The following is a 19,367-nucleotide window of genomic DNA, read 5'->3' on the forward strand; positions in this document are numbered from 1 at the left end:
TTCCTCCCATTTTTAATATTCTCTGGAGGCCCTTCTGTACCGTTCTTTCCGTTCAAAGGCTTCCTGCCCGGATTTTTTCTTTGCCGTGCTTGCAACGCCCACGTGCCACCAGGAGTCATAATCGCGCGTCATGGTTTTGGGCAGAACTTTGATATCGATCAAAGTGGGAACCGTCTGTTTTTTGCTGTCGGCAAGAGCAGCCTTCAGCTCTTCCATGGTGCGCGCGGTATAGGTTTTCGCCCCGTAACCGGCGGCGACCGCAGCGTAGCTGACCGGAACAAAATCTCCGGTCTGATTTCCCGTTTCGGGATCGCGGAAACGGAATTCCGTCCCCAGATTTCCGATGCCGTTGGACATTTCCAGATTATTGATGCAGCCGTTCGAGGCATTGTCGAACAGCAGAATATTGATTTTCCGATGCTCCTGAACCGCGGTGACGATCTCGGAATGCAGCATCAGGAAGCTGCCGTCACCAACCATGGCATAAACCTCCCGCTTTGGCTCTGCAAGCTTGACGCCGAGCGCGCCGGCGATCTCATAGCCCATGCAGGAAAATCCGTACTCCATGTGATAGGAGTCGCGCGCCTCGGTCGTCCACATGCGCTGCAGATCGCCCGGAAGGCTGCCCGCGGCGCCGATGATGATCGCATCGTCAGCAATACCGTCGCGAATGGCGCAGATCGCAGCCGTCTGGGTCAGGCGGCTGCCCGTCATCCCGACAAATTTTTCAATGCTGTCCGGGGCGCGGTCCGCGATCATCGGTTCAAAGCCTTCTCCGTAGGAATAGGCCGCCAGCCGTTTCATTTCTTCGTTCCAGGCTGTTTTGGCGTCTGAGATTTCATGGGTGTACGCACTGCGGTAGCCTCTGTTTTTCAGCAGGACGGTGAGCACCTCCAGAGCCGCCTTTGCGTCGCCGACCGCTTTGATGCTGTCCATTTTATAGGCGTGGAACCGGGACACATTGATGGAAACCATTTTTACACCCGGATTCCGGAACAGCCATTTGGAGGAAGTGGTAAAATCGGACAGTCTGGAACCGACTGCAAGAATCAGATCGGCTTCCCGCGCGATGGTATTCGCGGCCAGATTCCCGGTCACGCCGATTCCGCCCAGATTATAGGGAGAGCTGGAGGAGCAGGCGCTTTTTCCGGCCTGCGTTTCGCCGAAAGGAATATGGAACTGTTCGCAAAAACTCTGAAGAACGTCTCCGGCTCCGGAATACTTCACGCCGCCGCCGCAGATCACCAGCGGTTTTTTGCTGGCCGTCACCGCGTTCAGGACATCTTCGAGCTCTTCGTTCGCAGGAAGGCACCTCGTGATTTTATGTACGCGCTTCTGAAAGAAATAGTCCGGATAATCGTAGCTTTCGCCCTGCACGTCCTGCGGAATCGCGACACACACCGCGCCGGCCTCCGCCGGGTCGGTCAGGACCCGCATGGCGTTGATCATGGCAGTCATCAGCTGCTCCGGGCGCTCCACCCGGTCCCAGTATTTGCAGACCGCTTTAAACGCGTCGTTCGTGGTGGTCTGCAGGCTGCCTGACTGTTCCACCTGCTGCAGGACCGGATCAGGCTGCCTGCTGGCGAAGGTGTCGCCGGGCAAAAGCAGCAGCGGAATATTGTTGACGGAAGCGCAGGCCGCGGCGGTGACCATATTTGCCGCGCCCGGGCCGATGGAGGAAGAGCAGGCGATCATCCTTTTGCGGTTGTTCTGCCTTGCAAAGGCGGTGGCCAGGTGGGCCATGCCCTGCTCGTTTTTACCCTGAAAATATTTTAATTCTCCCCGGTTTTCATCCAGCGCCTGCCCGATCCCGCACACGTTCCCGTGCCCGAAAATCGTGATGACCCCTTCCACGAATTTATTTTCCGCCCCGTCCACGCTGACGTACTGCTGATCCAAAAAACGCACAAGCGCCTGTGCCATTGTCATTCTGGTCGTACCCATAGCCGAACTCCTTTCGTAAACTCTATGCTCTGGCGATCATTTCGCCGTATTTTTGTTTGCAGTCGGCAATGTAATCCCGAACGGTCTTCACGTCCGGCATGCTGTCCGCACAGGAATGGCTGGCGACGAGCAGGGAAGCAGACGCGCTGCCGAATTCCAGGCAGTCGATGATTTCCCAGCCTTCCAGCAGCCCGTACAGGAACGCGGAAGCGTAGCCGTCGCCGCCGCCGAAGCCCTTCAGCTTTTTAATCGGAAACGGCTTCACGGTATAGCTCTGGCCGTCGCAGGTGTAAGCGGTGGAGCCTTCCTTCCCGTGCTTGATGACAACGATTTTGGCGCAGCGGCTGTGCCAGAGTGCCGCGGTTTCCCTGTCCGAAAGGCCGGGCCGGATCAGACTCTGGGTCAGGTCGTATTCCTCTCTGGAACCCAAAATCACATCTGCCTGGCCGGCGGCAATCCCGTAGTAAACGCCGAGCTCATCCTCTGACTGCCAGTTATACGCGCGGTAATCGATGTCAAAAATAACCGGCGTATCGGTTTTTTTTGCAAGGAACAGCGCCTTGAAGGCCGCTTCCCGGGACGGGCTTTCGGCCAGCGCCGTTCCGGAGATTAGAAGCGCCTTGCTCTGCTTCATGTATTCCTCGTCAATATCGTTCACATTTAACTGTAAATCCGCAATTTTGTTGCGGTACATTAAAATGCTGCTTTCTTTTTCACTTAGAATTTCCGTAAAGGTAAGCCCCAGCTTTTCCCCATTTTCGCAGCGGCGGATCCGGGAAGTGTCGATTCCCTCTCTCCTGAAATAATCCGTCACGTAATCACCGAACCGGTCATCGGATACCCGCGCGAAAAAACCGCATTTTTTCCCCAGCCGCGAAAGGCCCACCGCAATGTTTGCGGGAGAACCGCCCAGATATTTCTTATAGGTCGTGCTCTCCGCCAGCGTTTTATAATAGTCAACCGGATTCAGGTCAATCGTAATTCTGCCCAAAGGCGTAAGGTCGAATTTTCTGTTTGCGTCAAACTCTATGTATTTCATCATGCCGTCCCTTTCCCTGTGCGCGTTTTATGAAATTTGCTCCAGAGGTATTCTGTTGTTGAAAATTTCGATATGTTTTTTTACGTTCCCGTATACTTCCCGCACCATCGCTTCATTGAGCGCAAAGTAATTGTAGGGAGCCTCCGTCTGGAAATACTTTTCCGCTCCCCGTGTCAGAGCGTCGAAATTGGCCGTGGCAATGTTGATTTTGCGGATACCGTGCTGAATACAGGTCCTGAAATCCTGAGGGCTGATTCCCGTACCGCCGTGAAGCACCAGAGGAACCGCGACCTTCTGATGGATTTCTTCCAGAATATCAAAACGGATTTTCGGCTCTGTGGTATAGTGACCGTGTGCGTTCCCGATCGCAACGGCCAGGGCGTCCACCCCTGTTTCCTTTACAAAATCGCGGGCGACGTCCGGATCGGTGCAGACCATTTTATGGTTGACGCTGTTGTCCTCGCTCCCGCCTACGACCCCAAGCTCGGCCTCCGTGGACGCTCCGCACTTTTCGGCCATCCGTATCACCTGTCCGGTAACCTTTATATTCTCAGGCAGCTCGTATTTGGAGCCGTCAAACATGACGGACGTAAATCCCAGATCGAGCGCCTGCTGTACGGTATCCACTGTCAGACCGTGGTCCAGATGGACCGCGACATCCACTTTCGCATTCCTGGCCGCATGAACCATCATGGGCCCCATTAAATCCAACGGGGAATGTTTCAGCCGGATTTGCGCAATCTGCAGGATAATAGGGGTGTTCAGTTCTTCCGCCGCCTTGACCGCGCCAATCAGCATTTCCATATTTCCTACGTTGAAGGCTCCGACTGCCCTATCCTCTTTGGAAGCGTCCATAATGAGTTCCTTCATAGGACGGATAGACATGTTTCATCCTTCTCTCTGTAATGTTTTGGATATGTTATGACGATATGTTATCACTATTCTGCAAATTATTCAATAGATTTTTGCGAAAACTTAGGCAATTTTTATTTATTTATAATAACTTACAATATTTAAATAATTCCTTTATCAATAATTCACAACTGATTAGTCCCAGAAAGAATAAATTTGCATTGAGTTTTGTGATTATATTTCTATATTAATCAAATACTATTTTAATAAAAAATCAGCTAAAAGATTTCTGAATTCGACAAATTTATGAATTGCAAATTTTGACTAAGTTCTATATAATAAAGGAACAATGTAACCATTTTCTATATATTGCTCTATGATTTCCCGCGAATAACATATGATTAGGAGTTAAAATGATGCGGTCTAAAAGAATTGAAGAAATCAAAGCCTACATTTATGACAACAAAACGGTGACGCTCGACCAGATCTGTGAAAGGTTCAAGGTCTCAAAGAGCACGCTCCGCAGGGACCTGGACGAGATTTTGATGGAAAGCGACATTAAAAAAATTTACGGCGGTGTGACGGCGATTCCCAAAAGGGAACTGACTTCCTTTGAGGAGCGGAATATCTCGAATTCGGCGGCAAAGGAACAAATCGCCGCAGCCGCGGCCGAGCTGGTGGAGGACGGCGATATCGCCTTTATTGATTCGGGGACGACAACGCTGCACATCGTCGACTATATACGGGATAAAAAGAAAATCACCATCCTTACCAACAACGTGGAAATCATTTTGCGCGCAATCCCGTATGACAACATCAACATCATTTCCCTTTCCGGCACGCTCAACCGCAAAACCCTGTCCTTTACCGGCACCAGCTCCGCGCAGGTGCTGCAGAATTACAATATCAGCAAGGCGTTTATGGCCACGACCGGGTTTTCCATCGCCAACGGCGTGACCAATTCCTCTCCTTCGGAGTCCGATATCAAACGCATGGCCGTAAAGCGCAGCCAGCAGGTTTATCTTTTAGCGGACAGCAGTAAATTCGGTGCGGTTTCCCTGATTACTTACTGTGATCTGAGCCAAGTAAACGTCCTGATTACCGAAGCCGAACCGCCCAAAGAGATCCGCAGCTTTATAACGGGCTCCGGCGGCAGAATTCTTCTTACCAAATAACGCGGCATTCAATAAATTGATAAAATTGATTCATAATCTATTTTCTTTCTGCAGATCAATGAAATCATTTTGCATATATAAATAACAATTTTCGATATTTATTTGATAATTAACTTGATTTTTTTATTATTCAAAGATATAATGGTTAAAAGATTCATAACTTACTCATAAGTTTATCATTTTAAGGAGGAAAAAGAATGAGTGAAGTCAAGAAACTGAGACCTTATATCAACGGAGAATTCATCGAGTCAAAGACGGAAAAATACAGTGACGCCTATGATCCGAGTACCGGCGAAGTGATCGCCAAGGTGCCCTGCTGCACACCGGATGAGGTGGAGCAAGCGGTCGCAAGCGCCAAGGCAGCTTACCCGGGCTGGTCGTCCACACCGGTCGTAAAGCGCGTGCAGATTCTTTATAAGATGCGGCAGCTGATCGAGGAGCACCTCGACGAACTGACTTATCTGGTCGCGCAGGAAAACGGCAAGAACTGGTCGGAGGCGCAGGGCGACGTGCTGAAGGCGAAAGAAGGTACCGAACAGGCAATCTCGGCGCCTTCGCTGATGATGGGCGAAAGCCTGATGGATGCCAGCAGGGGCTACGATACCGTTCTGTACCGCGTCCCTCTGGGCGTGTGTGCGGGAATTATCCCCTTCAACTTCCCATCCATGATCCCAATGGGCTGGATGACGCCGATCTGCGTCGCGTGCGGCAACACCATCGTTTTAAAAGCGGCGACGTTTACCCCGCAGTCCGCCCTCCGGTTTGCGGAGCTGTACAAAGAGGCCGGCCTTCCGGACGGCGTCATCAACATTGTCACCTGTTCCCGGCACGAAGCCGAAATCCTTCTGACGCACCCCGATGTAAAAGCCATTACTTTTGTAGGCTCCACCGATGTCGGCCAACATATTTATTCCACTGCGGCGGCGAGCGGCAAACGCGTACAGGCGCTTTGCGAAGCAAAAAACCACGCTTTGGTTTTAAACGACTCACCGGTTGAAAGAACCGCGGCCGGTATCATTAACTCCTCTTTCGGCTGCGCTGGCGAGCGCTGCATGGCGCTTCCCGTCATCGTCATCCAGGAAGGGATTGCCGACCGGCTGGTCGCTGAGATTGTAAAACAGGCCAGTAAGATGAAAATAGGGCCTGCCTATGACAAGACCACGAAGTTAGGCCCAGTGATCAACGAGGCGCACCGCCGGTCTGTAGCAAGCTGGATTCAGAAGGGGATCGACGAGGGGGCCACGCTTGTGCTTGACGGCAGGAATGTCAAAGTAGAAGGCTTTAAAAAGGGATTTTACCTTGGGCCAACCATCTTTGACCACGTAAAGCCCGGCATGACGGTCGGTGAAAGAGAAATCTTCGGGCCTGTGCTCTGCATTAAGAGAGTAAAAACCTTTGAAGAGGGCCTTGCCGTTATGAACGAGAATCCGTTTGCGAACGGCTCCGTCATCTTTACCCAGAACGGGCATTACGCCAGGGAATTTGTCCGCCATACCGACGGCGGCATGGTCGGCGTGAATGTCGGCATCCCGGTACCCGTGGGATATTTCACCTTCTCCGGGCATAAAAAGTCCTTCTTCGGCGACCTGCACTGCCTTGGAAAAGACGGCTACCGGTTCTATACGGACAGCAAGGTCGTAACCACCCGCTGGTTCGATGAGGAAGAATCCAAATCCACGACTGTAAGCACCTGGGACGGCACCATCTGAGCCGAAACCGTTTGTACATAGCCGGCAGCAAAACCGGCACAGAAGCCGGAAGGACGCTGCCCCGTTCCTCCCGGCGACAATTCCTCCCTCCACAGAAGCAAAAGGCTTACCATTTATGTAAAGCCTTTTGCTTCTCCATTTAATATCGGCGGAATCTGTCCCGGGCCGCCCGGGACCTGCACCCAAAATGCCGTCAAACGGCGAGACTGAATAAAGCATTCCGTCTTTCTGTCAATCTAACCGCCAAATCATCAGATCAAAGGGGATTTCCCATTATGATAACCGCAGCAGAAAAGAAAACGAAGGACACGCCGCAGATTCTTCTCTTGTCCGTGATCGTGTCTCTTTTTTGGTTTTGCCAGTATGTTTATATTCCCTATCAAACGGTCTACCTGTCGGGAATCGGCTCGGCACCCACTCTGATCGGCGTTGTAACAGGCGCTTACGGATTCACGCAGCTGATCCTGCGCCTGCCGCTGGGCGTAGCGGCCGACCGCCGCGGCAGGCACAGGCTCTTTATCATGCTTGGAATTTTCAGTGCGGGAACCGCTTCCCTGTTTCGGATCTTTCTGCCGAACGAATACGGTTTTTTCCTCGGCAACCTGTTTTCCGGCTTCGCTTCGGCCACCTGGATTTCTTTTATGATCCTGTTTTTCAGCCACTTTCAGGAAAGTAGTTTACAAAAAGCTTCCGGCTTGATTGTCGGCGCGAATAATATGGGGATTTTTCTCGGGTTTTCCATGGGCACCCTGCTTTACCGGCATTTTGGAATGCATCTGCTGTGCGTGCTGAGCGCCGCCGCCGCGCTTCCGGCGCTTTTTCTGTCGCTGTTCGTCACCGAACCATCTCATGAAAGACAGGCGCCGCCCGTAAGGGATTTGCTGAAGATATGCACGGACAGGCGGCTCATTCTTTTTTCCCTGCTTGCGCTGATTCAGCAGGGGGTACAGATTTCCACCTCCATGTCTTTTACAGCACAGGCGGCGCAGGCGCGCGGTGCGGACAGCACACAGATCGGCTTATGCTCCGTCATTTACATTGTCGCTGCGGTGCTCAGTTCTTATTTTGCCGCTTCAAAAGCGTCTCAGAAGCTCGGCCCTTCCTTCTGGATTCCTGTGATTCTGGCCTGTCTGACGATTTACTGCCTGTTGATTCCAAATCTTCCGAACATAGAGTGGTTTTACCCCACACAGATTTTATCGGGACTTTCCACCGGGATACTGTTTTCCTTCTGTACCTCGGAGGCGATGAAAAACATCCCCTCAAAAACGAAATCGACCGCGATGGGATTTTATCAGTCGGTCTATGCGGCCGGTATGACCGCGCTCCCGGTTGTAACCGGCGCTTTGACCAGCACATTTGGATTGCGCAACGCTTTTTACTCCCTTGCCGGTCTGACCGCAGTTGGGCTGGACGGTGCTATTGTTTATTACTGTAACCGGCGTGGAGCTGATTTTGGAAGAAGAAGCGGAACCGAAGATACACCAAAATAAAATTCCGCCTCGCTCCAAGGGCCTTTGGACTGACAAATCGAAAAGCGCACGGCTGAATTAACAGCCGTGCGCTTTTCCACATTAATACCAATAGTATATTGTCATGTATTTATTACAATCATTGGAGCAATTTCCAAGACTAATTAATTAAAATAATCACATTATACTTTATGTATCAATAATTTCATGAATTTACTCAATACATCAAAACTACAGCAATTCCATTTCAGTTTGCGAGATAAAACACGTTTCTCCCCCGCCAGAGGCGGGGGAGAAACGCAATCTTGTTGCAGAATCAACTGGAAATGCTGTAGGAATACGATTCATCTTATGAAGCACTCACAAAATGTTCCTCCGATAAGCATGTTTCCTCCTGGGATCATCGTCAGACGGACTGCTTGAGCGGTTTGTTCATGCAATCTGACCCCGACAGACGGACAGAACAAGCCTGATCGTAAAACTGAATCTTATAATTTACTTTGGCCAGATGCCTTTGCAGCTCCTGAATCTGCTCCAGCACGCTTTCCCGCTGCCGGATGAAAATCTGCCGTCTTTCCTCCAGCGTCGCGTCCCCTTCGAGCGAAAGATCAATATATTCCTTGATTTTCTTGATCGGCATTCCCGTACCTTTCAGGCAGCAGATCACGGACAGCCGTTCCAAATCGGAATCCGTAAAGACTCTGATTCCGTTCTCCGTCCGTTCAACAAACGGCAGAAGGCCCTCTTTTTCATAATAACGAAGCGTGTGCGCCGTCAGATTCATTTTTTCCGCCGCCTGTTTAATAGTATAACCCATTGGAAATTCCTCCATCAATTATACAAATTGTAAATCTTTGTTTTGCTCGACTTAGAGTAAACATTAGGCTTAAAACAGTATAACACGGAACGGAAAAAATGAAAATCGTTCTGTAATATAAACTTTTTGGTATTCTCTCTTTTCGTCCGCCGTTTGCATAAAAACGTCACGAACCCAACCGCCGCCTGCCGGCCGGCGCCGTGAAAGAGCGGGATACATTTTCGTTTGATAAAACAGACAGGAAATGAAATACAATTCTTCTGTTTATAGTAAATATGACAGTTTCCTTTGTGAAATCCTTCTTGCTTTTTTTCAGAACCATGATATAATATTAACAAATAAGTTTTCGGTGCGCCGGCTGAGACGGAGCTTTTCATCTTGCGGCAAACCATGGGGAAACTTTTCAAAAAGTGATCGTACTGAATGCAGGAGGGTTCGTCCCGAATGAGAAGGCGAGAGAATAGTGGAAATTCAAAAGGCACGTCTGTGTGCCTTTGTTTTGATATGCTATCCCTGTGCCTTTTCGGCGCAGGGATTTTTTTTGCACGGAAAGGAGGCTATCCAGTGGAATCCAGAATCGCCTTGGTCGGAATTATCGTGGAAAACACCGACTCGGTGGAAAAAATCAACGCCATCCTCCATGAATACGGGGAGTACATTGTGGGAAGGATGGGCATTCCTTACCATAAACGGCACATTTCGGTCATCAGCATCGTGATGGACGCGCCGGGGGACGTCATCAGCGCCCTTTCCGGGAAACTGGGAATGATCCCCCACGTCAACATCAAGACAGTCTACTCAAAAGTTCCCCCAACGGAAGAGTAATAAGAACGGAGATTACGAATGAGGGCACTGATCGACAGGCTTTACATGGAAAGAACGCTCAGCAAAGAAGATTTCTGCCTCCTTTTAAGCCACTGCACACCGGAAAACAGCGAATACCTTTTTCAGCGGGCCCGGAGCGTGTCCAAAAAATATTTCGGGAACCGGATTTACGTCCGCGGGCTGATCGAGTTTACCAACTACTGCCGCAACGACTGCTACTACTGCGGGATCCGGTGCGGCAACCACAGGGCGGAGCGCTACCGTCTGACGGAACAAGAAATTCTGTCCTGCTGTGAAAGTGGCTATGGGCTCGGCTTCCGTACCTTCGTTTTACAGGGGGGAGAAGATCCGTTTTATACGGACGGGGACATCATTGGTCTGGTAAGCTCCATCAAAAAAAGCTACCCCGACTGCGCCGTCACTCTTTCCATCGGCGAAAAAAGCGAGGAAGCCTATCGGAAATACTTTCAGGCGGGGGCGGACCGCTATCTGCTGCGGCACGAAACCGCCAACGCGCACCACTACGGCAGGCTCCACCCGGAAAGCCAGACGCTGCAGACCCGCATGGAATGCCTGCGGGCGCTGAAGAAAACCGGCTATCAGGTAGGCACCGGCTTTATGGTCGGCTCGCCCTACCAGACGGTGGAAAACCTTGCGGAGGATCTGCTTTTTATCCGGCAGCTCGAGCCGGAGATGGTGGGAATCGGGCCATATATCCCCCACCACGGCACACCGTTTGCCGATCAGCCCGCGGGAAGCCTGGAACTGACGCTGTTCCTGATCGGCATCCTCCGGCTGATGCTGCCGAACGCGCTGATTCCCGCGACGACCGCGCTGGGCACCATTCATCCGAGCGGGCGGGAAAAAGGGATTTTAGCCGGGGCGAATGTCGTCATGCCCAATCTTTCCCCCGTAAGAGTGCGGAAAAAATACGAGCTGTACGACAACAAAATCTGTACGGGCGAGGAAGCGGCCGAATGCCGGTTCTGCCTGCAGAACCGGATGGAGAGCATCGGATACCGGATTGTGGTCGACCGGGGAGATTTCCGCCCCGCCAATCTGAACGATTAAGGAGTTTTTATCATGTATAACTGCAAATCGAAAACAGCGACCGAATTTATCGACGACGAGGAAATTCTGGATACTCTGGACTACGCCCGGAAAAACAAACAGAACCGCGCGCTCATCGACGGGCTGCTCGAGCGGGCGAAGGACTGTAAGGGCCTGACCCACCGGGAAGCGGCCGCCCTTCTGGAATGCGACCTGCCGGACGAAAATGAAAAAATGTTCAGGCTGGCCAAAAAAATCAAGCAGGCATTCTACGGCAACCGGATCGTGATGTTTGCCCCGCTCTACCTTTCCAACTACTGCATTAACGGCTGCGTATACTGCCCCTATCATTTTAAGAATAAAAAAATCTGCCGGAAAAAGCTGACGCAGGAAGAGATCGCCCGCGAGGTCGTCGCCCTGCAGGACATGGGCCATAAGCGTCTGGCGCTGGAAACCGGCGAGGACCCGGTGAACAACCCGATCGAGTACGTGCTGGAAAGCATTCAGACCATCTACGGAATCAAACATAAAAACGGGGCTATCCGCCGCGTCAACGTCAACATCGCGGCGACGGCCGTGGAAAACTACCGGAAGCTGAAGGAAGCCGGGATCGGTACCTACATTCTTTTTCAGGAGACCTACAATAAAAAGAGCTATGAGGAACTGCATCCCACAGGCCCGAAGCACGACTACGCCTACCACACCGAGGCCATGGACCGCGCGATGGAAGGCGGTATTGACGACGTGGGGATCGGCGTGCTGTTCGGATTAAATATGTACCGCTACGATTTTGTCGGGCTGCTCATGCACGCGGAGCATCTGGAAGCCGCCATGGGCGTCGGCCCGCACACCATCAGCGTGCCGCGCATCCGCCCCGCCGACGACATTGACCCCAAAAACTTCACAAACGCCATCTCGGACGATATTTTTGCCAAAATCGTCGCCGTGCTGCGCATTGCGGTCCCCTATACCGGCATGATCATCTCCACCAGGGAATCCCAGAAAACGAGGGAACGCGTGCTGGAGCTGGGCGTTTCCCAGATCAGCGGCGCTTCCTCCACCAGCGTCGGCGGGTACGTCGAGCCGGAAGAGGAGGAGGACAACTCTGCGCAGTTCGAGGTGAACGACAAGCGTACGCTGGACGAAATCGTCGGCTGGCTGCTGGACCTCGGCTTTATCCCCAGCTTCTGCACCGCCTGCTACCGCGCGGGACGGACCGGCGACCGCTTCATGACCCTGGTAAAGGCCGGGCAGATCGCGAACTGCTGTCATCCGAACGCCCTGATGACGCTCAAGGAATATCTGGAGGATTACGCTTCCAAGGATACCAGACAAAAAGGCGAAGCGCTGATTGCCAGAGAAGTTTTCAATATTCCGAATGAAAAAGTCCGCTCGATTGCCATGGAGCATCTGCAGGAGATGAAAGCGGGCAAACGGGACTTCCGGTTTTAAAGAGGAATCCATAAGAAAGGGTGCGAAAAATGAGTCTGACGGATACCCCAAGAGCCAACCGGCTTCACATCGGCATTTTCGGGAAGCGCAACAGCGGAAAGTCCTCCCTGATCAACGCGCTCACCCGGCAGGAGACCGCGCTGGTTTCGGACGTTGCCGGAACAACGGCGGACCCCGTGTATAAGTCCATGGAGATTTACGGCATCGGCCCCTGTGTGTTCATCGACACCGCCGGGTTCGACGACGTGGGCGAGCTGGGCCAAATGCGGGTGGAGAAAACGAAAAAAGTCATTGATAAAACCGACATTGCCCTGGTCGTTTTCAGCGGCGAAGACATTACGGAGGAAATCCGCTGGACAGACACCCTGCGCGAGCATAAAATCCCGGTCATCGCCGTCGTCAACAAGGCCGATATTCTTGCCGACGCGGCTGAAATTGCAGCGAAGGTCCGGAAAACCGGCAAGCTAAGCCCCATTGTGGTCAGCGCAAAGGCAAAAACGGGGATTGAAAAAATCCGCGAGGAGCTCATCCGCCGGCTGCCCGAGGATTACGAGGCAAAAAGCATCACCGGCGGGCTGGCGGACAACGGGGACCTGATTTTACTGGTCATGCCGCAGGATATTCAGGCGCCGAAGGGCCGCCTGATTCTGCCGCAGGTACAGACGCTGCGAGAGCTGCTCGACAAAAAGTGCGTCGTCCTCAGCGCGACCACCGACAAGCTGGACGAAGCGCTGGCCTGCTTGAAAGAACCGCCCAAGCTGATTATCACCGATTCGCAGGTATTTAAGACGGTCTATGAGAAAAAGCCGAAGGAAAGCAGGCTGACCTCTTTTTCGGTCCTGTTCGCCAATTACAAGGGCGACCTTCCGTATTATGTGGAAAGCGCGGGTGCGATCGACCGCCTGACGGAGCGGTCCCGGGTGCTGGTTGCGGAAGCCTGCACGCACGCGCCGCTGGCAGAGGACATCGGGCGGGAAAAGCTCCCGCGCATGCTCCGCAAAAAGGCCGGGGAAGCCCTGACGGTCGACGTGGTGAGCGGTTCCGATTTTCCGGAGGACCTTTCCCCGTATGATCTGGTGATTCAGTGCGGCGCCTGCATGTTCAACCGGAAATACGTGCTGTCCCGCGTGGAACGCGCCCGAGCGCAGGGCGTTCCCATGTCCAACTACGGCGTGGTGATCGCGTATCTGTCCGGAATCCTCGACAAAATCGACCTGAACTGACCGCCGCATCCTATCACAAAAAGAGAAGGCCCATTTCAGCGGGCCTTCTCTTTTTGTCTGTTCTGCTTATTCCACCGTAATGACCGAAACCGGACAGCCTTCCTGCGCCTGGATCGCCTTGTCCTCAACCTCGGGCGGCACATCCTCCCTGTAAACCTCGGCCACACCGTCGTCCCCCATTCTGAAAACCTCGGGACAGGTTTCGGGGCAGAGTCCGCAGGAAATGCATCCGCTTCTGTCAAGAGTCGCTTTCATAATAACATCCTTCTTTCCGGTCAAACATGACCAAAATATTTTCGTCATTTTCTATTGGAGGGATATTACGATATTCCTTTGTATTGTCGCCTGATCGCGGAATTTTATCCGCATGCAACATTTTTTACCGGATCGTTGCTTCGATATTTTTCGTTCATCCCATTATACACAAACAGCGCCAAAAAGTAAATAAGGGAAAAGGCGCCCCGCCTCATAAATTTTATGATCGTTTGGTATTCGGCCCAAGCGATGCCTTTTTTGTATTGTGCGACTGGTTCTGGTTCTCCGGCTTTTTGGACCGGCCCGCTTGGTTTACGGCTTCCGCCCGGGTTTCCCCGTTCAGGCCGTTTTTCTCCGGAACTTTCTTCTCGTCCATTTTTCTTCCTCCTACATCACATGGTCTTCGTTTTTTTCCGCCCGGATCTGATAGCCGAGCCGCCGGAGCGTATCCTCAATCCGGCTCTGCTCCACCCCTGTGGTGTCGTAGTCCACGGCAACTCTTCCCGTGTGCGTATTGGTGCTGACGGAGATGACTCCGTGCAGAGTGTCAAGCTCCTTCTGAATGGTCTGAACGTCTCTTCGATCGGTCATATTTTCTATATCAAAATAAGCGCTGGCTTTTGCCATCGATCATCACCTCGCCCATAGTATTGACAAAGCGGGGATGAATATCATCGTTTTTTTATGATTGCGTATTTTTTTATGCAGTCCAGAATCGGCCTTATTGCGTCCCGGCTGGTAAAATCCGCCGGATGGTCGTAACAGGCGAGCATTCCTTTTGCGTCTTCATCCGTTTCGGGGGCTTTTTCCAGTTTGACTTTGAGCAGATTCATCAGCATTTTATCCTTCAGGTTACATTTATTCAGGTCAAATCCGCCGCGAAGAAGGAAAAAATGAATCTTTTCCATCGCTTCTTTGGAGAAATTGGTCCTGCGAACCTCTTCAACCGTATTCGGACGGCAGGGCGACGCACCCATGCCGAACACGATCAGCTTTTTATCCGCCAGTTCCTTCCTATGGCGGTAATGAGCTTTACGCCGTTGATTCCGCCGACGTACAGCCCGCCGCCGTAGACGATGGTACCGTACCGCAGCAAATTTTCCAGCTTTGCCCCGTCCGCTTCCAGCAGGTCGGCATCCGCCTCCTCTGCTATCCAGCGCGCGTATTTTTCGGTGAATCCGGAGTTCGATCGATAGATCACGGCTGTGGTTTTCATCATCCTCTTCCGTCCTTTCAGTCTGAATTTGATTTCTTGATCGGTACCAATCATATCTTTCAGCCCGTAAATTGTCAAGGCGGAAATGTTTCATAAAACCTTAGTCTCCTTTTCATTTAATAAAGAGAGTCAATGGGATAAATTTACAAAAAGATAGCTAAAGCTTATTTTTTTCATCGATATTCCCAAAAATCATTGACAATAAAATAACGATATGTTATCTTTTTTGTAACCTTAGAGATTTTTTAACAGGTAAACCGAAACGAATTGCGAGGAGAAAAATCAATGGATACTCAGTGCGACCACAAGATTTTGGATGAAATACTGGAAAAACACCAGTACAACCCCGGCAACATCATTGCGATCCTTCAGGATACACAGGAGGTGTACCGCTATCTTCCAAAGGATATTTTCCCCTATTATTCAGACCGGCTTGGGATCAGCCAGGCGCAAATTTTCAGCATTGCCACCTTTTACGAGAATTTCTCTTTGGAGCCCAAAGGAAAATATGTCATCAAGGTGTGTGACGGCACGGCCTGCCATGTGAGAAAATCGGCCGCCATTCTGGATCAGCTGCGCAAGGAACTGGGCCTCTCTTCCGCGAAGAAAACAACGGAAGACCTGCTTTTTACCGTTGAAACGGTATCCTGCCTCGGCGCCTGCGGACTTGCTCCCACGCTGACGGTGAACGACCGGGTCATGGGAATGATGACCCCGCAGAAGGTAACCGATTTACTTGTAACACTCAGGGAGGGCAAAACAGATGCTGAAATGTAGAGAAGATTTGCAGAATATCCGCAGCCTGTATCAGGCCCGCCTTGAAAAACAGAAAGTGAAAATTCTGATCTGTGCCGGCACCGCGTGTGTTGCGAACGGGTCCCTCGTATTATACGATACATTTATGAAGCTCATCGAGGAAAAAGGAATCAACTGTGCGGTTGATTTAGAGCATGAGCCGGAGGGGGAACCGCTGGGCGTAAAGAAAAGCGGCTGTCACGGATTTTGTGAAATGGGCCCGCTGGTGCGTATCGAACCAAAGGGCTATTTATATGTAAAAGTAAAACCCGAAGACTGTGAGGAAATTCTGGAAGCCAGCGTGGTCAGCGACACCTGTGTGGAACGGCTCACCTATCATAAGGGGGGCGAGTTCCACAGGCATCAGGAATCCATTCCGTTTTACAAACGGCAGAAGCGCGTCGTGCTGGAGCACTGCGGACATATCGACGCCACCTCCATCGGCGAATACATAGCGAACGGCGGGTACTCGGCGCTGGAAAAGGCCCTGTTCGAAATGACCCCGGAAGAAGTGCTGCAGGAAGTGGAAATTTCCAACCTGCGCGGACGCGGCGGCGGCGGATTCCCCACCGCGAGAAAATGGTCCCAGGTAAAACGCCGGAAGGCCGAAAACAAATATATCGTCTGCAACGGCGACGAGGGCGACCCCGGCGCGTTTATGGACAGAAGCGTGATGGAAAGCGACCCGCATAAAATGCTGGAGGGCATGATCCTTGCGGCGTATACCTGCGGCGCGCAGAACGGCTACATTTATGTCCGCGCGGAGTACCCGCTCGCCGTTACCCGTCTCGGCATTGCCATCGATCAGGCGAGGAAGCTCGGGCTTCTGGGTGACCATATTCTCGGCACCGACCTGTGCTTCGATATCAAAATCAGCCGCGGCGCGGGCGCTTTCGTCTGCGGCGAGGGCAGCGCGCTGACCGCTTCCATTGAGGGTAAGCGCGGTATGCCGCGCGTAAAGCCGCCCAGAACGGTGGAGCACGGACTGTTTGACAGCCCGACCGTACTGAACAACGTGGAAACCTTTGCGAACGTACCGGCGATTATCACAAACGGCGGTCAATGGTTCCGCGGCATCGGCCCGGAAAACAGCCCGGGAACCAAGGCATTCGCGCTGACCGGCAACATCATGAATACCGGACTGATCGAAGTCGCCATGGGCACCACCCTGCGCGAGGTCATTTACGATATCGGCGGCGGAATGCGCGACGGCGCGGAGTTCAAGGCCGTACAGATCGGCGGCCCGTCCGGCGGATGCCTGACAAAAGAGCATCTCGACCTGCCGCTGGATTTTGACAACCTGAAAAAAGTCGGCGCGATGATCGGCTCCGGCGGACTGGTCGTGATGGACGACCACACCTGCATGGTCGAGGTGGCGCGTTTCTTCATGAGCTTTACGCAGAACGAATCCTGCGGAAAATGCGTTCCCTGCCGCGAAGGCACCAAGCGGATGCTGGAAATTCTGGAACGCATCGTGGCCGGAAACGGAGAGCCGGGCGACATCGATCTTTTGGAAGAGCTGGCGGAAACCATTTCCGCAACCGCGCTCTGCGGGCTGGGCAAGACTGCCGCGTCCCCGGTGCTGAGCACGATCAAATATTTCCGTGAGGAATACGAAAACCATATTATTGAAAAGCGCTGCCCCACCAGGAACTGCCAGAAACTGAAAAAGATTTACATAGACGCATCTTTGTGCAGGGGCTGTTCCAAGTGCGCGCGGAACTGTCCCGTGGGCGCGATTACCGGCCAGATCAAATCGCCGTTTGTGATCGACGGCGCGAAGTGCATCAAATGCGGCGCGTGTGTGGAAGCCTGCGCCTTCCACGCGGTAAAGGAGGACTAAGTTAATGACCGGAGAATTTATGCTGATTGACAACATCCCGGTGGAAATAGAGGGTGAAAAGAACCTGCTCAGCCTCATCCGCAAGGCGGGAATCGAGCTGCCGACCTTTTGCTACCATTCCGAGCTTTCCGTCTACGGAGCCTGCCGCATGTGCATGGTGGAAAACAAGCGCGGCGGTATGGAAGCCGCCTGTTCCACCCCGCCCCGCGCGGGGATGGAGATCTACACCAATACGCCGAAGCTGAGAAGATACCGTAAAATGATTCTGGAGCTGCTGCTGGCCGACCACTGCCGCGACTGCACCACCTGTGAGAAAAACGGGGAATGCAGGCTGCAGGAGCTGGCGGAACGCTTCGGAATCCGGCAGATCCGTTTCAAGAACACCGCGGAGGAGCCGAAGCTGGACACCTCTTCCCTGTGCATCATCCGCGATACCAATAAATGCATTCTCTGCGGCGACTGCGTGAGAATGTGCAACGAGGTCCAGAACGTGGGCGCGATCGACTTCATGTCCAGAGGGGCGAAAATGACGGTCAGCACCGCGTTCCATGTGCCGATCGCGGACTCCAACTGCGTCGGCTGCGGCCAGTGCGCCGCCGTCTGCCCCACCGGGGCCATTGTGGTGAAAAAGGATACCGACAGCGTTTGGGACGCCCTGAGCGACCCGGACACCAAAGTGGTCGTACAGATCGCTCCCGCCGTGCGCGTCGGCATCGGCGGAAAAATGGGCCAGAAGGCCGGCGAGGACCTGATGGGCAAAATCGTCGCGGCCCTCAAACGCATGGGCGCGGACGAGGTGTTCGACACCGCGACGGGCGCCGACCTGACCGTGATGGAAGAGGCGAACGAACTGCTGGAGCGGCTGGAAAACGGCGGAAAGCTTCCGCTGTTTACCTCCTGCTGCCCGGCGTGGATACAGTACGCCGAGAAAAAGCACCCGGAGCTTCTGCCCAATATTTCCACCTGCCGTTCCCCCATGGAAATGTTCGCTTCCGTTTTAAAGGAAGAATACAGCCATTCCAGCCGCCGTGTCGTCAGCGTGGCCGTCATGCCCTGCACGGCCAAAAAATTTGAGGCGGCAAGAGAGGAATTCAAAAAAGACGGCGTTCCCTATGTGGACTACGTCATCACCACGCAGGAACTGATTCAGATGATTAAGGAATCCGGCATCTATTTTTCCGAACTGGAGTCGGAAGCCATCGACATGCCGTTCAGCAACCGGAGCGGCGCCGGCGTCATCTTCGGTGTGACCGGCGGCGTGACCGAGGCGGTTATCCGCCGTCTTGCCGAAAATAAATCCACCACCGAGCTGCGCGCAATCGCGTTCAACGGCGTAAGAGGGATGGAAGGCACCAAGGAAACCGTTGTCCCCTACGGCGACCGCGAACTGAAAATCGCCATCGTCAGCGGGCTGAAAAACGCGGAGAACCTGATCCGCCGCATGCAGAGCGGGGAGGCAAGCTATGATTTTGTAGAGGTCATGGCATGCCCGGGCGGCTGCGTCTGCGGAGCCGGACAGCCGATTACCGACGCGCAGGGCAAAACGAAGCGCGGCAGCGGCCTTTACGCGGCCGATAAAATGTGCAGCATCAAGCGCTCGGAAGAAAATCCGGTCGTGATGTCGCTTTATTCCGATTTACTCAAGGGAAGGGTACACGAGCTTCTCCACGTCGAATATAATGAGAGGAATCGGTGATTGG

At 52.8% G+C, this 19,367-nt stretch carries 19 protein-coding genes; 10 read left to right on the forward strand and 9 right to left on the reverse strand.

Going from position 1 to position 19,367, the window contains the following annotated elements; genetic code table 11:
* Positions 1-12 precede the first annotated feature (12 nt).
* The 3 genes from iolD to ACRQV7_RS11650 are packed head-to-tail and all read right to left on the reverse strand — an operon-like array spanning position 13 to position 3,868.
* A complete protein-coding gene (iolD, locus tag ACRQV7_RS11640; protein ID WP_444658273.1) occupies positions 13-1,944 on the reverse strand; it encodes a 3D-(3,5/4)-trihydroxycyclohexane-1,2-dione acylhydrolase (decyclizing) in 1,932 nt (643 codons plus the stop codon).
* A 22-nt stretch (positions 1,945-1,966) separates the two neighbouring features.
* Positions 1,967-2,983 carry a 5-dehydro-2-deoxygluconokinase gene (gene iolC, locus ACRQV7_RS11645; RefSeq protein ID WP_444660270.1) on the reverse strand — a complete coding sequence of 339 codons (1,017 nt, stop codon included), beginning with the start codon at positions 2,981-2,983 and terminating at the stop codon, positions 1,967-1,969.
* 27 nt (positions 2,984-3,010) lie between these two features.
* Positions 3,011-3,868: a class II fructose-bisphosphate aldolase gene (locus ACRQV7_RS11650; protein ID WP_444658274.1), complete on the reverse strand. Its 858-nt coding sequence runs from the start codon at positions 3,866-3,868 to the stop codon at positions 3,011-3,013.
* A gap of 383 nt (positions 3,869-4,251) precedes the next feature.
* Here ACRQV7_RS11650 and ACRQV7_RS11655 point away from each other — a divergent pair, with 383 nt between their 5' ends.
* From ACRQV7_RS11655 to ACRQV7_RS11665, 3 genes are all read left to right on the forward strand, one after another.
* Positions 4,252-5,010: a DeoR/GlpR family DNA-binding transcription regulator gene (locus ACRQV7_RS11655; protein WP_444658275.1), complete on the forward strand. Its 759-nt coding sequence runs from the start codon at positions 4,252-4,254 to the stop codon at positions 5,008-5,010.
* A 197-nt stretch (positions 5,011-5,207) separates the two neighbouring features.
* Positions 5,208-6,719, forward strand: a complete 1,512-nt coding sequence (locus ACRQV7_RS11660) for a CoA-acylating methylmalonate-semialdehyde dehydrogenase (RefSeq protein WP_444658276.1) — start codon at positions 5,208-5,210, stop codon at positions 6,717-6,719.
* Between the two features lie 275 nt (positions 6,720-6,994).
* Positions 6,995-8,212 (forward strand): MFS transporter, encoded by a 1,218-nt coding sequence (locus tag ACRQV7_RS11665; RefSeq protein WP_444658277.1) that lies wholly within the window; start codon positions 6,995-6,997, stop codon positions 8,210-8,212.
* 385 nt (positions 8,213-8,597) lie between these two features.
* Here the strand turns inward: ACRQV7_RS11665 and ACRQV7_RS11670 are convergent, their stop codons facing one another.
* Positions 8,598-9,008 (reverse strand): MerR family transcriptional regulator, encoded by a 411-nt coding sequence (locus ACRQV7_RS11670; RefSeq protein ID WP_275715526.1) that lies wholly within the window; start codon positions 9,006-9,008, stop codon positions 8,598-8,600.
* Positions 9,009-9,572: 564 nt separating this feature from the next.
* Here ACRQV7_RS11670 and ACRQV7_RS11675 point away from each other — a divergent pair.
* Genes ACRQV7_RS11675 through hydF form a run of 4 tightly spaced genes read left to right on the forward strand, consistent with a single transcriptional unit; the run spans position 9,573 to position 13,558 of the window.
* Complete coding sequence (locus ACRQV7_RS11675; protein ID WP_275715524.1) at positions 9,573-9,833, forward strand: TM1266 family iron-only hydrogenase system putative regulator; 261 nt, start codon at positions 9,573-9,575, stop codon at positions 9,831-9,833.
* A gap of 18 nt (positions 9,834-9,851) precedes the next feature.
* On the forward strand, positions 9,852-10,904 hold the full coding sequence (hydE, locus tag ACRQV7_RS11680; RefSeq protein ID WP_444658278.1) for a [FeFe] hydrogenase H-cluster radical SAM maturase HydE: 1,053 nt from the start codon (positions 9,852-9,854) through the stop codon (positions 10,902-10,904).
* A 12-nt stretch (positions 10,905-10,916) separates the two neighbouring features.
* Positions 10,917-12,335, forward strand: a complete 1,419-nt coding sequence (gene hydG / locus ACRQV7_RS11685; RefSeq protein WP_444658279.1) for a [FeFe] hydrogenase H-cluster radical SAM maturase HydG — start codon at positions 10,917-10,919, stop codon at positions 12,333-12,335.
* Between the two features lie 29 nt (positions 12,336-12,364).
* The gene (gene hydF / locus ACRQV7_RS11690) at positions 12,365-13,558 is read left to right on the forward strand and encodes a [FeFe] hydrogenase H-cluster maturation GTPase HydF (RefSeq protein ID WP_444658280.1); all 1,194 of its coding nucleotides are present in this window, start codon (positions 12,365-12,367) and stop codon (positions 13,556-13,558) included.
* A 66-nt stretch (positions 13,559-13,624) separates the two neighbouring features.
* Here the strand turns inward: hydF and ACRQV7_RS11695 are convergent, their stop codons facing one another.
* From ACRQV7_RS11695 to ACRQV7_RS11715, 5 genes are all read right to left on the reverse strand, one after another.
* The gene (locus ACRQV7_RS11695) at positions 13,625-13,813 is read right to left on the reverse strand and encodes a ferredoxin (RefSeq protein WP_038325376.1); all 189 of its coding nucleotides are present in this window, start codon (positions 13,811-13,813) and stop codon (positions 13,625-13,627) included.
* 220 nt (positions 13,814-14,033) lie between these two features.
* Positions 14,034-14,189: a hypothetical protein gene (locus tag ACRQV7_RS11700; protein ID WP_444658281.1), complete on the reverse strand. Its 156-nt coding sequence runs from the start codon at positions 14,187-14,189 to the stop codon at positions 14,034-14,036.
* Between the two features lie 11 nt (positions 14,190-14,200).
* Positions 14,201-14,440: a heavy-metal-associated domain-containing protein gene (locus tag ACRQV7_RS11705; RefSeq protein WP_275715512.1), complete on the reverse strand. Its 240-nt coding sequence runs from the start codon at positions 14,438-14,440 to the stop codon at positions 14,201-14,203.
* A 44-nt stretch (positions 14,441-14,484) separates the two neighbouring features.
* Positions 14,485-14,799 carry a hypothetical protein gene (locus tag ACRQV7_RS11710; protein ID WP_444658282.1) on the reverse strand — a complete coding sequence of 105 codons (315 nt, stop codon included), beginning with the start codon at positions 14,797-14,799 and terminating at the stop codon, positions 14,485-14,487.
* Between the two features lie 2 nt (positions 14,800-14,801).
* Positions 14,802-15,032 (reverse strand): flavodoxin domain-containing protein, encoded by a 231-nt coding sequence (locus ACRQV7_RS11715; RefSeq protein WP_444658283.1) that lies wholly within the window; start codon positions 15,030-15,032, stop codon positions 14,802-14,804.
* A gap of 282 nt (positions 15,033-15,314) precedes the next feature.
* Between ACRQV7_RS11715 and ACRQV7_RS11720 the strand changes: the two genes are divergently transcribed.
* From ACRQV7_RS11720 to ACRQV7_RS11730, 3 genes are read left to right on the forward strand one after another with little or no spacing between them, the layout of a single operon-like run.
* On the forward strand, positions 15,315-15,806 hold the full coding sequence (locus ACRQV7_RS11720) for a complex I 24 kDa subunit family protein (RefSeq protein WP_275715508.1): 492 nt from the start codon (positions 15,315-15,317) through the stop codon (positions 15,804-15,806).
* Complete coding sequence (locus tag ACRQV7_RS11725; RefSeq protein WP_444658284.1) at positions 15,793-17,667, forward strand: NADH-ubiquinone oxidoreductase-F iron-sulfur binding region domain-containing protein; 1,875 nt, start codon at positions 15,793-15,795, stop codon at positions 17,665-17,667. Before ACRQV7_RS11720 ends, ACRQV7_RS11725 begins: the two co-directional genes overlap by 14 nt.
* Before the next feature lie 4 nt (positions 17,668-17,671).
* Entirely contained in the window at positions 17,672-19,363 is a 1,692-nt protein-coding gene (locus ACRQV7_RS11730) for a [FeFe] hydrogenase, group A (RefSeq protein WP_444658285.1), read from the forward strand.
* The last annotated feature ends 4 nt before the right edge of the window (positions 19,364-19,367 follow it).

This window comes from Caproiciproducens lactatisolvens, assembly GCF_052443335.1.
Taxonomy (GTDB): Bacteria; Bacillota; Clostridia; order Oscillospirales; family Acutalibacteraceae; genus Caproiciproducens.

Excerpts from the sequence above, each read along its gene's own strand:
- iolD (WP_444658273.1), bottom strand. The coding sequence starts at position 1,944 with ATGGGTACGACCAGAATGACAATGGCACAGGCGCTTGTGCGTTTTTTG.
- iolC (WP_444660270.1), bottom strand. The coding sequence starts at position 2,983 with ATGAAATACATAGAGTTTGACGCAAACAGAAAATTCGACCTTACGCCT.
- ACRQV7_RS11650 (WP_444658274.1), bottom strand. The coding sequence starts at position 3,868 with ATGTCTATCCGTCCTATGAAGGAACTCATTATGGACGCTTCCAAAGAG.
- ACRQV7_RS11655 (WP_444658275.1), top strand. The coding sequence starts at position 4,252 with ATGCGGTCTAAAAGAATTGAAGAAATCAAAGCCTACATTTATGACAAC.
- ACRQV7_RS11660 (WP_444658276.1), top strand. The coding sequence starts at position 5,208 with ATGAGTGAAGTCAAGAAACTGAGACCTTATATCAACGGAGAATTCATC.
- ACRQV7_RS11665 (WP_444658277.1), top strand. The coding sequence starts at position 6,995 with ATGATAACCGCAGCAGAAAAGAAAACGAAGGACACGCCGCAGATTCTT.
- ACRQV7_RS11670 (WP_275715526.1), bottom strand. The coding sequence starts at position 9,008 with ATGGGTTATACTATTAAACAGGCGGCGGAAAAAATGAATCTGACGGCG.
- hydE (WP_444658278.1), top strand. The coding sequence starts at position 9,852 with ATGAGGGCACTGATCGACAGGCTTTACATGGAAAGAACGCTCAGCAAA.
- hydG (WP_444658279.1), top strand. The coding sequence starts at position 10,917 with ATGTATAACTGCAAATCGAAAACAGCGACCGAATTTATCGACGACGAG.
- hydF (WP_444658280.1), top strand. The coding sequence starts at position 12,365 with ATGAGTCTGACGGATACCCCAAGAGCCAACCGGCTTCACATCGGCATT.
- ACRQV7_RS11695 (WP_038325376.1), bottom strand. The coding sequence starts at position 13,813 with ATGAAAGCGACTCTTGACAGAAGCGGATGCATTTCCTGCGGACTCTGC.
- ACRQV7_RS11700 (WP_444658281.1), bottom strand. The coding sequence starts at position 14,189 with ATGGACGAGAAGAAAGTTCCGGAGAAAAACGGCCTGAACGGGGAAACC.
- ACRQV7_RS11705 (WP_275715512.1), bottom strand. The coding sequence starts at position 14,440 with ATGGCAAAAGCCAGCGCTTATTTTGATATAGAAAATATGACCGATCGA.
- ACRQV7_RS11715 (WP_444658283.1), bottom strand. The coding sequence starts at position 15,032 with ATGATGAAAACCACAGCCGTGATCTATCGATCGAACTCCGGATTCACC.
- ACRQV7_RS11720 (WP_275715508.1), top strand. The coding sequence starts at position 15,315 with ATGGATACTCAGTGCGACCACAAGATTTTGGATGAAATACTGGAAAAA.
- ACRQV7_RS11725 (WP_444658284.1), top strand. The coding sequence starts at position 15,793 with ATGCTGAAATGTAGAGAAGATTTGCAGAATATCCGCAGCCTGTATCAG.
- ACRQV7_RS11730 (WP_444658285.1), top strand. The coding sequence starts at position 17,672 with ATGACCGGAGAATTTATGCTGATTGACAACATCCCGGTGGAAATAGAG.